Annotated in this window: 13 protein-coding genes and 1 pseudogene; 6 read left to right on the top strand and 8 right to left on the bottom strand. The window is 46.4% G+C overall.

Annotated features, from left to right (window positions below; genetic code table 11):
* Window positions 1–8 precede the first annotated feature (8 nt).
* The 4 genes and pseudogenes from EDI28_RS07490 to tnaC (EDI28_RS27635) all read right to left on the bottom strand — a co-directional run.
* A pseudogene (locus EDI28_RS07490) lies at window positions 9–107 on the bottom strand (aromatic amino acid transport family protein); the annotation flags it as partial.
* 132 nt (window positions 108–239) lie between these two features.
* Window positions 240–1,709, bottom strand: a complete 1,470-nt coding sequence (gene tnaA, locus EDI28_RS07485) for a tryptophanase (protein ID WP_128783230.1) — start codon at window positions 1,707–1,709, stop codon at window positions 240–242.
* A 197-nt stretch (window positions 1,710–1,906) separates the two neighbouring features.
* A complete protein-coding gene (tnaC, locus tag EDI28_RS27640) occupies window positions 1,907–2,005 on the bottom strand; it encodes a tryptophanase leader peptide (protein WP_128783229.1) in 99 nt (32 codons plus the stop codon).
* 155 nt (window positions 2,006–2,160) lie between these two features.
* A complete protein-coding gene (gene tnaC / locus EDI28_RS27635) occupies window positions 2,161–2,259 on the bottom strand; it encodes a tryptophanase leader peptide (RefSeq protein WP_128783228.1) in 99 nt (32 codons plus the stop codon).
* Between the two features lie 274 nt (window positions 2,260–2,533).
* Between tnaC (EDI28_RS27635) and EDI28_RS07470 the strand changes: the two genes are divergently transcribed.
* Window positions 2,534–4,111, top strand: a complete 1,578-nt coding sequence (locus EDI28_RS07470) for an alkaline phosphatase (RefSeq protein WP_128783227.1) — start codon at window positions 2,534–2,536, stop codon at window positions 4,109–4,111.
* A gap of 147 nt (window positions 4,112–4,258) precedes the next feature.
* Here the strand turns inward: EDI28_RS07470 and EDI28_RS07465 are convergent, their stop codons facing one another.
* The gene (locus EDI28_RS07465; protein ID WP_128783226.1) at window positions 4,259–5,452 is read right to left on the bottom strand and encodes an acetate/propionate family kinase; all 1,194 of its coding nucleotides are present in this window, start codon (window positions 5,450–5,452) and stop codon (window positions 4,259–4,261) included.
* 340 nt (window positions 5,453–5,792) lie between these two features.
* Window positions 5,793–6,707, bottom strand: a complete 915-nt coding sequence (locus tag EDI28_RS07460) for a LysR family transcriptional regulator (protein WP_128783225.1) — start codon at window positions 6,705–6,707, stop codon at window positions 5,793–5,795.
* A gap of 102 nt (window positions 6,708–6,809) precedes the next feature.
* Between EDI28_RS07460 and EDI28_RS07455 the strand changes: the two genes are divergently transcribed.
* A complete protein-coding gene (locus EDI28_RS07455) occupies window positions 6,810–7,745 on the top strand; it encodes an NmrA family NAD(P)-binding protein (RefSeq protein ID WP_128783224.1) in 936 nt (311 codons plus the stop codon).
* A 92-nt stretch (window positions 7,746–7,837) separates the two neighbouring features.
* Here the strand turns inward: EDI28_RS07455 and EDI28_RS07450 are convergent, their stop codons facing one another.
* A complete protein-coding gene (locus tag EDI28_RS07450) occupies window positions 7,838–8,500 on the bottom strand; it encodes a CatB-related O-acetyltransferase (RefSeq protein ID WP_128783223.1) in 663 nt (220 codons plus the stop codon).
* A gap of 99 nt (window positions 8,501–8,599) precedes the next feature.
* On the opposite strand from EDI28_RS07450, the gene EDI28_RS07445 reads away from it, so the two are divergent.
* Window positions 8,600–9,061, top strand: a complete 462-nt coding sequence (locus tag EDI28_RS07445; RefSeq protein ID WP_128783222.1) for a hypothetical protein — start codon at window positions 8,600–8,602, stop codon at window positions 9,059–9,061.
* A 196-nt stretch (window positions 9,062–9,257) separates the two neighbouring features.
* Entirely contained in the window at window positions 9,258–9,968 is a 711-nt protein-coding gene (yieH, locus tag EDI28_RS07440; RefSeq protein ID WP_128783221.1) for a 6-phosphogluconate phosphatase, read from the top strand.
* Here the strand turns inward: yieH and EDI28_RS07435 are convergent.
* The gene (locus EDI28_RS07435) at window positions 9,963–11,264 is read right to left on the bottom strand and encodes a tetratricopeptide repeat protein (RefSeq protein WP_128783220.1); all 1,302 of its coding nucleotides are present in this window, start codon (window positions 11,262–11,264) and stop codon (window positions 9,963–9,965) included. The genes yieH and EDI28_RS07435 overlap by 6 nt on opposite strands.
* Before the next feature lie 202 nt (window positions 11,265–11,466).
* On the opposite strand from EDI28_RS07435, the gene EDI28_RS07430 reads away from it, so the two are divergent.
* The gene (locus EDI28_RS07430) at window positions 11,467–11,862 is read left to right on the top strand and encodes a DUF3302 domain-containing protein (protein ID WP_128783219.1); all 396 of its coding nucleotides are present in this window, start codon (window positions 11,467–11,469) and stop codon (window positions 11,860–11,862) included.
* Window positions 11,862–12,992 (top strand): HlyD family secretion protein, encoded by a 1,131-nt coding sequence (locus EDI28_RS07425; protein ID WP_128783218.1) that lies wholly within the window; start codon window positions 11,862–11,864, stop codon window positions 12,990–12,992. Before EDI28_RS07430 ends, EDI28_RS07425 begins: the two co-directional genes overlap by 1 nt.
* Window positions 12,993–13,069 lie beyond the last annotated feature (77 nt).

The raw sequence follows: 13,069 nt of genomic DNA, 5'->3' as shown, positions 1-13,069 counted from the left end.
CATATCAGCTCAATAACAGCCCCGCATTGGTTTCTCGGTAAGTTACCGAAAATACTAAACAACCATAGGAAGTAGAGTCCCAGTGCAATTGCGGTTCCGCCTAGGCTACTAATGAAGGACTCTTTTCCATAATTCAGTCACTCTTCTAATTTCACGTTATTGAAATCATGAGCCTAAGCAGTATTATTTGATTATGTGTTAGAAAAAGAGCGTCCCATTGGGACGCTCTTTTAATGCTGCTAGGCTTCTTCTAATACCTTGGTTTCCGGTTTCGTCACTGCCGGCTTCACGGGCTCAACCTCCTTGAGCCGAGCAGTAAAGTGGCGAAGCACCGAGGGCTCGTAAGTAAAATCAAGCCCTTTCACATTCCCTGCATTTTTCTTCACCTCTTGGAATGCCTCAATAATGAAATCCATATGCGTTTGGGTGTAAGTCGCACGTGGGATCGTCAAGCGAAGCAACTCTGCGGGACAAGGGTGCTGTTTACCCGTTGCGGGATCTCGACCTAATAGCAAAGAGCCAATCTCAACGGCACGAATACCTGCCACTTTATAAAGTTCACAGGCAAGGGCATGCGCAGGGAACTGCTCGGCTGGAATATGTGGTAACAGCTTCCCGGCGTCAACGAATGCGGCGTGACCACCGGCTTGCTGGCAGACGATACCCAATGCCTCCAGCCCATCGACCAAATACTGAACCTGACCAATGCGGTATGCCAGCCATTCCTGACGCATACCATCATAAAGGCCAACAGACAGACGTTCCATCGCGCCGCCTTCAAGACCACCGTAGGTTGGGAACCCTTCCTGAACCACACACAAAGTACGGCACTCAGTGTACACATCCATCATCAATTCATCTTTGAAGCAAAGCAAACCACCCATTTGTACCATGGCATCTTTCTTCGCTGACATGGCGAGTCCATCGGCATATTTGTAGCTCTCACGGGTGATCTCTTCGATAGTCCAGTCCTGATAGCCAGCCTCACGCTGCTGGATAAAGTAGGCATTCTCGGCGTAACGAGCAGAGTCCATGATCACCGGAATGTCATACTTCTGCGCAATTTCATAAACGGCTTTTAGGTTAGCGATGGAAACAGGCTGTCCACCGGCAGAGTTGCAGGTAATCGTACTCACAATATACGGTACGTTCGCAGGGCCAGCTTCGAGGATCGCTTCTTCGAGTTTGATCAGATCAAAGTTACCTTTGAAGTCCGCATTAACCGCGGTATCAAACGCTTCTTCTGTATATACGTTTTTCGCCACACAGCAGTTCACCTGAGTATGGCCTTGTGTGGTATCAAAAAAGTAGTTAGACAATGCAACCATTTTGCTGCGATCCAACCCTTTCTCTGCTTCGCGCTTTTTGATCAGTACCGGAATATAGATTTGCTCGGCACCACGCCCCTGGTGAGTCGGAATCGTTAACTCATAACCAAAGATATCTTTAACCGCGTTCGCAAGCGCATGGTAGCTACGGCTTCCGCTGTAAGCTTCATCGCCACGAAGCATCGCTGCCTGCATGTCTTGTGTAATGGCACCTGTACCGCTATCGGTAAGAAGATCGATAAACACATCTTCACTATCTAGCAGAAACGGGTTCATGCCAGCCTTTAAAACAGCCTCTTCACGATAGGCACGAGTAGTACGCTTAACAGGTTCAATAACACGAATACGGAATGGTTCAGGTAAATGTTTAAAGTTTTCCATAAAAATGCCTTTAATTATCTTTGGTGTTTAGTCGCACCATAAAAAATTGTTATTCTGTTTGTATCGAGACAAATAAATGCTTTTGTTATAGATCTAACGCACTGATTTTAGGGCGAACAAATTCGCGTCAAATAAATAACGAAACATCAATAGTTTAAAATTTATTTAAAACAATAGAAGCATGACGCTTCCATTTTTCACAATATAGGAAAGTAGTAAGATATCTTATAGTCTTCAACATACCATGGTGTCAACAATGGCAATGATGAGATATTCCACTTAAGATACACATTCATTTTATGCTCTCACATGAAAATATAAGTTGAATAGCCATTGATTTGTATTAATAGTATTAGCATACCTTTGCTTTCACAAATAATATCAAACCATCACAAGACTGTTTTTTTAGATGCTGAATGTAGTAAGGAGACGAAAATAGCGTCTCTAAAGCTTATTCTGAAGACAGATGAAAGGAAAGCTTGTGATCAACGTTATACCAGGCTGACAACGCCAATGTAGCGGTAGATTGCAATTTGAGGTACACGTCCATTTTATGTTCCTAAATAAAAAAGCAATGGTAAATTAATGATGTCATCATCCTATAGGTAATCTGATAAATATATGCTCATTATCAATAAGTGTGATCCGAGCAATTAAAAACTCATTACCAACTAAACGGTTATCCGTTTGCGACGGAGATCGCGCATCGAAAAGTTTATTGCTCGATTGAGAGAATAAGCTGTTCATATTAAATACTTATAGTTGCAATAAATACGTCATAACTCCTTGATTTACTGAGGCCGTATTTATATCAGGATTATAAAATGAAACACATAGTTAAACCTCTCGTCCTTGTCGCAGCCACTTCTACAATCTCCTTTTCTGCATTATCGGCAGAAATCAAAAACGTTATCTTAATGATTGGTGACGGTATGGGACCACAGCAAGTCGGCTTATTGGAGACCTACGCCAACAGTGCACCACACTCTATCTACAAGGGGGAAACCACGGCATTGTATAAACTTGCTCAAGAGGGTGTCATCGGCTCGTCGTTGACTCACCCTGAAGACGCAATTGTTGTCGATTCGGCGTGCTCAGCAACTATGCTGGCAACCGGTATCTACACCGCTTCAGAAGTGATCGGCATCGACTCAAAGGGTAACCACGTAGAAACGGTACTGGAAAAAGCCAAGAGCATAGGCAAAGCAACCGGGTTGGTTTCCGATACTCGCCTGACGCATGCTACGCCCGCCGCATTCGCAGCTCACCAGCCGCACCGCTCTTTGGAAAATGATATTGCTTCTGACATGCTGAAAACCGGGGTAGATGTCATGCTATCTGGCGGTCTACGTCACTGGATCCCCAAATCAACCAACGATAAAGGAAGCGTGTACAAAGAGCTTGAGGCCCTAACACAGGGTGACGTGAAATTAAAATCCAAACGTAAAGATGACCGCAATCTTCTCACTGAAGCACAAGGTGAAGGTTACAGCCTCGCCTTTAACAAAGACACGCTAGAAGCAGCACAGGGCGATAAACTGCTGGGCCTGTTTGCCTATTCAGGCATGAATGACGGCATCGCCTATAGCAACACCAAAAATGCCCCGGACCGGACACAGCCGACACTGAAAGAGATGACAGAAAAAGCACTCTCGCTGCTGTCAAAAGACAAGGACGGCTTCTTTCTCATGGTTGAAGGCGGTCAGATTGACTGGGCAGGACACAGCAATGATGCGGGTACAATGTTGCATGAAATGATCAAGTTTGACGAGGCGGTAAGCTCTGTTTATGAGTGGGCCAAAGATCGTGATGATACGCTCATCATCGTCACAGCCGATCATGAAACGGGTTCATTCGGCTTTAGTTATTCGTCACACGAGTTGCCAAAACCAGAGAAGCGTTCCGGTGAGGCATTTCAAAATCGCGGTTACGCTCCTAATTTCAACTTTGGTAAATTCGAGATCCTTGACGGCCTCTATAATCAGAAAATGAGTTACGCCGCAATGTTCAGCGAGTTTGACAAACTAGAACATACGCAGCAAACCCCAGAAAAACTGGCTGCTATCGTCAATGCCAACAGCAGTTTCCCAATCACGGAAGCGCAAGCGGCTAACGTGCTGGCAACCAAGCCAAACCCGTACTTTCGGGAAAATCACAAATACCTCAAAGTAAAAGACATACCGGCAATCAACGATTTCGATGCCTTCTTCCCATACAACGACCGGGGCAACCTGCTGGCCCGTGAACACGCAACGGGCCAAAACACGGTTTGGGGGACAGGAACCCACACTCACACCCCTGTCAACGTGTTTGCCTGGGGGCCGCTGAAAGAGATTGTCCCGGTATCAAAAATCATGCACCACTCTGAGCTGGGCGAGTACATCAAGAGTATGGTGAAGTAGCAACCTCCAGTTACAGAATGAAAAAACGGCCCTGAGCAGATGCTCAGGGCCGTTTCCCGTTCCGTAATTCCCCTGTGTTCCAAGCAGGAGATTAACCAAGCCCTTGGGCAGCTTGGTTAGGCCAACACTCTGGTTGGCCGAAATCTATTACGCGTGCAGTAACGCCATAGATTCTTTTGCGATAACCCACTCTTCGTTGGTTGGGATTACCATAGCAACAGGTGTATTTGGCTTGGTAATGATGCCACTGTTACCAAAACGAGCAGCGGCGTTCGCTTCTTCGTCTTCACGGTAACCGAAGATCTTCAGGTTTTCGAGGATCTTGCTACGAATTGGCTGAGAGTTCTCACCAATACCCGCAGTGAAGATGATGCTGTCTAGCTCATCCAGTGACACCATGTAAGAACCGATATATTTAGCAACACGGTAAGTGAAAATTTCAAATGCCAGAGCGGCACCCTCATGACCATTTTCCATCGCTTCGATAATACCGCGGCAGTCACTTGTCAGGCCGGAAACACCTAGCAGACCTGACTTTGAATTCAGCTCGGTGAAAACGTCTTCCTGAGCCCAGCCTTTTTTCAGCAGGAACTCAATGATGCTTGGATCAAGGTCACCACAGCGTGTACCCATCATCAGGCCGGCAAGCGGGGTAAAGCCCATGCTCGTATCCACACTCTCGCCGTTCTTGATAGCACAGACAGAAGCACCGTTACCCAGGTGAACAGAGATAAAACTGCTCTCTTCCACTGGCTTATTGATCATTTTGGCGGCTTCACGGCTTACGAAGTAGTGGCTCGTACCGTGGAAGCCGTAACGGCGGATACCGTATTCAGTGTAAAGCTTCTGAGAGATTGCACCGGTATACGCCCTAGCAGGCATTGTCTGGTGGAAGGCTGTATCAAAGACAGCGTACTGAGCCAGCGTCGGGAAAGCTTTAATAGCAGCACGCATACCAATAACATGAGCAGGGTTGTGCAGCGGAGCCAAGTCACTTAGCTTCTCTATTTCTTCAAGAACGCTATCGTCAATCTTGACTGTCTTCGTGAATTTCTCACCACCATGTACGACACGGTGGCCAACAGCGACGATATCTTGCTTGATACCAAGCTCTTCAAGCAAGGCTACGATGCGGTCTACAGCTTGTTGGTGGTGGTTACCAGAATCGTTTAGTGTGTATTCCTGCTTTTCGCCGTCGATTTTCCAGCTAACATTAGCTTCAGGCATGCCGAAACACTCACCCAAACCACTCAAAGTTGCTTCACCGCTAACTGTATCGATTAGCGCGAACTTCAATGAAGAACTACCGGAGTTGATTACAAGAACTAAAGAATTGCTCATGGTTATCTCATCAGAATGTATAGGGCCTAAGGACAACTTGTTGTCCCGTCACACGTCTTTATCTAGACAGCAGAGGAAAATGTGTGGAGCAGCATCTTCTCGGCATTATATGTTTTAGTTACATTATTCAATTTTTTTTGAATAACTCAACTTTTGTTTTCGAAAAAATCAAAAAAAGTTAAAAGTCACTGGTTCAGATCAAGTTTATGGCAACGAAAACGTTTAACCTTGGGCAATAATCACCCATAACCTAAAATTTTGTTGAATATTCCTGATATATTTTCAACTTCTAAAGCAGCCACAATGCAAGTGCCCTAAACTTACAGCAGTGCAACATTATTCATTTTTTACCCAGCTTACACCCTAGCCATTTTTTCTGCTGAAACCACTGACTAAGAAAAGTCATCAAATTATGAATGCGCGGATTAACATTTACATCCCGATGACAGACCAACCACCAATTGACTGGCGGCAACGCTATTTCAGGAAATAACTGAACAAGCTCTGGATACTTCCCTGCAACCGCCTGGGTAGTCACGGCTACACCTGCTTTGGCCTTCACTAAATCTACTTGCATTTTTTTGCTATCGGTACGAAAACTAAAATGTGATTTATTCAATGTCCGACCAGCACGATCCGCTTGCTGAATATATAATCCATTACGATCATCACCTATAATTTGATACGCACCTGAGTGCAAATCTTGAAGGGATTGAGGTTCTCCATTCTCTGACAGATAATCACGATGAGCAAAAAAGCCTAATTTCTCTTCAAATAAATGACTGACAACGAGGTCAGGCTGTTCCGGTTTTTCTATAGACACCAATAAATCAGCATCCCGCTTATTAAGATTCACACCATGGTCTGAGATCAATATCTCGACTTCTATGTATGGATATTGATGCTTAAATGCTGTAATTGCATCTGGTAGAAAGTAATATGCCATAAGTTCGCTAACTGCCAGACGAACGTGGCCATCAATATGTTCAGAGGTGGCATTGATTTGCCTGGTAAAACTCTCAGCCCCCCTTGCCGTTGCCTGGGCCGATTCTAATAAGCTGGCCCCAACCTCTGTCACTTTGAGCCCGTTATATGAACGGTCAAATAAATTAAGACCGACTTTCTCTTCCAGTGCCAAAATATAACGGCTCACCGTAGGCTGCGACACCCCGAGTACTTGAGCCGCTGCTGACATACTTCCCTCTTCAACGACAGCCAGAAATATCCGAATACTGTCCCATTCCATGTTATTCATACTCGTATACCTACTATGCCTATCTGTGTATTTACTATAGCCACAATAAGACCCAAACTGCATATTAGTATATTGATATGAATCGCATGATTGAGGTTAACTATGAGAAAAGCCTTAGTTTTCGGTGCCTGTCAGGAAATGGGAGATAATCTCTGCCGTACCCTGATCAGCAACAACTGGGACGTAACCGGCGTAGTACGTGACGACAGTGCCCACGCACCTATCCTCAGCCAACTGACTTTGGCTGAGATGGACAGCGACGATATTGAGTTCCTATATCAAATCGCCAAAGAGGTCGATACTGTCTTTGTTCATCTCCCGGAATCAGCCGCAGCCAAGAAGGAGCTCATTTTTTCGATTGATCAAATCATTTCGCTCGCAGAGCAGCTTAAACTCCGGCTCGTGATCACAACCAATAAATATGATATGCAACAACACTGGTTTCCTTCACTTCCTTTTTGGACCAAAAAACAACCCATTACGGTATATTTACCCAAAAGGCTAAAAAACCGCCTGCGGCAGGCAAGTAAAAACGGAACCAAAATACTGGTAATATGCTGCGGACACAGCCTTAGCTGCGCGTTGTGCCATGGCTACCTAGGTATGCTCATAAAAGAAACCCGGCACAAAGTGATCATCCAGTCGCCCAGCTCTGAATCTCTTTGTCACTACTGGACATTCTTACCTGATCTTGCGAACAATATCGCCCACCTCTTGACCAATGAGCGATTAGACCAACCCGTATTAAATATTGTCTATTACCCCGGACATAGGGCCAGCATCAATGATATTGCTCGCTGCCTGGCCCTTAGCAGCGGAAAACCGGTGTCGATAACCCAACTTCCTTGGACCATACTTGAGTTCATTGCCTTTTTCTCGCCACTGTTTCGTCGCTTTCTTAAAACCCGGAGACTATGGCAACATGGAGGGAAGCCACCAGCCGATACGATGCAGCTTCATTCAAAGTCCAAGTTTATTCATACCCCACTAGAGCTCGCCCTCCAGCAGAGTTGGCGAAGCCAATCTGAGTATGCTTAGGTTCAATTATGATTAGTTTCATGACTGATAAGGGGCTCCTAGGAGCCCCTTCGGTAAATCGATAATGTTATTGCTCTAGTCTGCAACCGCTATCACTTCTCAAAATGACAATAGCGCTCAAACAGGCCTTCGATGTCATTGCTACACATCAAGTCCATGTTTTGTTGCAACAGATCCAGCGACCAATCCCACCACTTCATCTCCCGCAACATAATGATCTGATCTTCATTAAATCGCTTTTTGATCACCTGGCCGGGATTACCGACGACCACTGCATACGGCTCAACGTCTTTTGTCACCACAGCCCGGGCACCAATTACCGCCCCGTCACTAATCGTAACACCGGGCATAATGACGCACTCAGATCCAATCCACACATCATTACCAATCACCGTATCCCCAGACCGCTCAAAACCTGATTTCACCTTATTGCCAAACTGGCTGACATCAAAGGGAAACGAAGATACCCAATCATGACGGTGTCCCTGATTGCCGGCCAGCATGAAGGTAGCACCTGACGCAATCGAGCAATACTTACCGATAACGAGCCTGTCTACCTCACCGAAAATACCCGACTCCCACACCGCCCGGCTAGAATGATCCCCCAGTAAATATCGTACACACTGATCCTCAAAGTGCTTGTCGTGATAATAACCAGAATAATAGGTATGCGCCCCAACAGAAATATTCGGGTTATTGATATGTTCTCGCACTTCATAGCCGCCAAGCCATGAAGGAAATATTGATGATGACATAGTCACCCCTTTTTTATTATGTATAACCGTCTAATCACACCAGAAAAAGTAGAGTAAAATACTGACCCAACATCCCCCAACACTATTGAGTCTTGCAAAATGCTAATTGAACAACTTTTTTCTGCCTATCTTGGTGAACTGTACGGCATTGCCTTTTTTACTGCTTTTGCTGAAAAGTATAGTGATGATAATCATATCAACAAATGGCAGAAGCTGATTCTTGTTGAACGCATCACAGCACAGCACCTGAAATCGGGGCTAGAAAAGCTAGGTGTAGAATGCCCTGACCGCCATTTGGAAATGGAACAGAAGGGCCGACTGGATGCAGAGAAATGGCTATCGCTAGAGTGGCCAGTACTGGTCGACACCATGGCATCATGGGTCGAACCCTATGCGCTAAAATACCGCCAGCAAGCCCAGCAAGCACAAGCGCACCTAGCCTTATATCAACTTGTACAGGCGCATGAGGACGCTATTCTGGCCTTTCTGCACGCGGAACAACGCCAAGACAAAAACAGCCTAGCAGCTTTAGATCGCTTCCTTTCCTGCTATCACGGTTAAGTTGCCCAACAGTAACTAGTTACCCGTTATTTACCATCCATGTTTCTATACAGAATAAGGCTCAAATCCCAGAAACCATAAAAAAAGGCAAGTAAGCACGATAAGGATAGCAAAAAGTTAATATGCATATTGTGGTACTCAATAGTGTGTATTAACAATGAAATGTTAGCAAATGAAACCTATTGGAGTGCCAGTTATGGATAAACTCGATATCACGGCAACAAGACGAAAAACAGATATACGCTGTATCATTTTTGATTGTGACGGTACTCTAGTCGACAGTGAAACACTCTGTAATCAAGCGCTGGTCAACATCTTCAACCGGCTTGGTGCCACCCTAAGCCTTGAAGAATGTCTGAGTCATTTTCAGGGCGGTAAGATGGTCGATATTCTGGCCGAGACTCGGGATCGCAGCGGCATAAACGCCCGCGTTGATGACCTTGAACCGCTGTATAGAGAAGAGTGTCGACAGCTGTTTGAACAAGGGCTTTATCCGATCAAGGGAGTACCGGAGCTGCTTGAAGCTCTGTCGAATATGGGCTGTGATATGTGTATTGCTTCCAATGCACCAATCAGCAAAATAGAGCACACTCTGAGCCTGACTGGGCTATTGCCCTATTTTGAAGGTAAACTTTTTAGCGGATTTGAGGCCAATAGCTGGAAGCCAGATCCGGATATCCTTCATTTCGCCGCAATGCACATGGGAGTAATGCTTAAAGAGTGTGTCTTTGTCGATGATACCCTCAACGGTGTGCAAGCCGGCATAAATGCAGGCATGCGCACGTTTCACTTTGCGGCCACACCGTATTCGGCCCAAATAAGTCATCCCCGAGTCACAACCATAACGGCAATGCCACAGCTACTTGAGCATCTCGAATGTGACATTGCACCAACAACATTACTATAACTTATCGTTTTCCGTCGATAAGCTATCCCAGGATGTTGCCCAGTTTTGCTGCTGGTACTCCTTGGTGGCTGTAGCATTCTGAGCCCCCGAAGTGTCAGCGCTGTCGTCATCCTGCGATTCGGTTTCAACTTTCACGCGGCTCTTTCTTTCCAAGCCGCTATCTTGTTCTGACGATACTGTTGAGTCCGGTACGTTGACACACTCTGCTTCACCATCCCGGCTGGCAATAGCGTCAGCCTGTGCCGTATCACCCGAAAGCTCACCAGCAGTCAGCGATGCCAATACGTCTTCAACTGGCCGATAACTCTGCCGTCCGTACACCCTATCTAACAGATCGATAACGGTGTGGAGCGCAACAGGCTGGTGTCTAAGGATCTTGTATACGGAATTGGCAACACTCTGGGAAGCCAAAATTGATTCAATCCCGACATACTGTGCCGCATCATCACGTTCACTTCTGGCCGTTTTGTGGCCGAAAGCGTGGGCTATCGAAAACCAGACATAAGCAATAGCCGTATCATTGGCGTCCGAGCCCAAATGCATTTTCGCTGCCAGAAACTGCGCTTCTCCACTGCCCATTTCTGCCGCCCTTTCCAACCAGTAAATGGCGCGGGCCCGGTCCTTGGCAACCCCGACACCGCTCTGGTAGCAAAAGGCTGTTTTGATACAGCCTTTAACATCGTGGCTAATCGCGGCACGAACTCGCCAACCGAATGCCAACAGAGGAGCTTTCTGCTGGTTTATTTCTGCGACATACCAGTCGCCCAGAAATAGCTGCGCCTCAACATAACCTTTCTCTGCCGCAACCACGATATTTTTAATCCCGGCATCAGTATCAGCTTCGGTACCATAGGCTGTCACCTGGTAATATCCCAACTGATATAAGGCTTCCGGCTCTTTGCGTTTGGCCAAGACGACCTGCTCCCAGTACTTCGACTTTGCCTCGCCATCGGAATCTTCCGGATCATGCCGACATAAACGGGCCAGAGCATTCTGGGCAATCTCATTTTCGAGGCCTGCGGCCTTTCGGTACCAAAATATCGCCTGGCTGATACTGGTCAACTCATATTCCTTCGCCAGTGACAACTGACTAGACACGTGTCCAGTCTGCGCCTTGAAGATTTTATCTTCGCGCTCAGCCACCCTGGCTTTTTCCAGGACCCGTTTATACTTTTGATCTTTTAGAGACTGTTCCTGCACCTTGCTGCGCTGTGTTTTCATCACCGAAGAATAGCGAACAATCACCCAGGCTAACACCACGCCAACAAGACTCAGACCGATTACCAGGTTTGACATAACCCCTCATACAACAATTTTCTACACTGTATATAACGGCAACTTGCCGCATAACTACAGCTATTATGCCAGAGGAAGTACCCACACAATAAATACTGTTTAGGAAAACAGAGAGATAACGAAATATACAAATACAGATAGTGCTGTTAATCAGTGCTACTTTTTATCTATACAGTTGCCAATAGAACATTAAGGATCATGGATGTTTCTCGACTACTTTGCTCTGGGACTATTGTTTTTTGTCGCCATATTTCTATTCTATGGCATCATCGCAATCCATGATATCCCCTACGAAATATCAAAAAAGCGTAATCATCCCCACCAAGATGCAATTCATTATGCTGGCTGGGTTAGCTTATTTACCCTCCATGCCATCTGGCCATTTCTGTGGATCTGGGCCACGCTGTGGCGAGAAGACCGTGGCTGGGGGTTCACCAAAATCCAAAATGAGCAACATGAGCTCCACCACGAAGTCCTTCAGCTAACCGAGCAGGTAGAAAAACTCACCGAAAAAGTTGCTCAACTGGAAGTCGCCCAGGCGCGACAATCCACCGTCCCCCTACGAAGCAAAGAAACCAACCAAAGAGAGGAGGACTAATGGATTTATTGCTCGTCCTAACCTATACAGCACTGTGTATCGCGGTCTTTAAGATATTCCGGATCCCTCTCAACAAGTGGACAGTACCTACCGCAGTACTGGGAGGCATAGTCCTTGTCGGTACGCTGATATTACTCATGAACTACAACCATCCCCACACCAACTACGGAGGGCAATTTTTTGTCACTACGCCTATCGTCCCGGGTGTAAGGGGCAAAGTAACAAGCGTGCCGGTAGCACCCAACCAACCCATCAAAAAAGGGGAAGTACTGTTCAAAATAGACCCAACGCCATTTGAGGCAGAGGTTAGGTTGCAGCAGGCCTCACTGGCCGAAGCAAAACAGTATGTCCTCGGCCTTGAAGCAGCCTATAACTCAGCCAAAGCCACAACAGCAAAAGCCATTGCCGAACGAGACCGAACCCAGCAGCAGTTCAAGCGCTATCAGAAAGGCTTCAAGCGCGGGGCATTTACCCAGTCGGAAGTCGATAACCGGCGCCAGTTCTATCTCAGTGCCGAAGCCTCGCTTTCAGCGGCAAGAGCCGAGGAACGCCGATCCAAGCTAGCCTATGAATCACAAATTATGGGTGAAAATACGGCAGTAGCCAAAATACGCGCGCAACTCATCCAGGCAGAATTCAATCTTGCTGAAACCGTAGTACATGCCCCTACGGATGGCTATGTCACCCAGGTTACGCTTCGCCCGGGAATGATGGCCGTTCCGCTGCCGCTAAAACCAGTCATGACTTTCATTCACCAGGAAGAGCAGCTATTCATCGGAGCCTTCCGTCAGAACTCCTTGCTGCGGCTAGAAGCAGGGTTCAAGGCTGATTTTGTCTTTCGTGCCCTACCCGGTAAGACATTCAAAGGCGAAGTGGTTGAAGTCCTGCCCGCTATCGGCGAAAGCCAAGTCCAGGCATCAGGCGTACTTTACGGCAGCGACTTGCTTCTGCGACAAGGGCGTCCATTGGTCAAGCTACGGGTAACCGATAACCTGACTCCTTTTAACTTGCCACAAGGTACCAATGTCGAGATTGCCGTCTATTCAGACAGCTTCGAGCATGTGTCGGTAATGAGAAAAGTCCTGATTAGGATGAAGAGCTGGCAAAACTACCTATTCCTTGATCATTGATCCGAGAGTTAGACAACTATCACTGTAATCTTCGATCCAATTTGGTTGTCTAACTGATACATAGAATGAGGAAAGTG

This window comes from Photobacterium chitinilyticum (assembly GCF_004104355.1).
Classification (GTDB): domain Bacteria; phylum Pseudomonadota; class Gammaproteobacteria; order Enterobacterales; family Vibrionaceae; genus Photobacterium; species Photobacterium chitinilyticum.
Note: the sequence above shows the minus strand (reverse complement) of the source record. Positions and strands in the feature narration are given on the sequence as shown.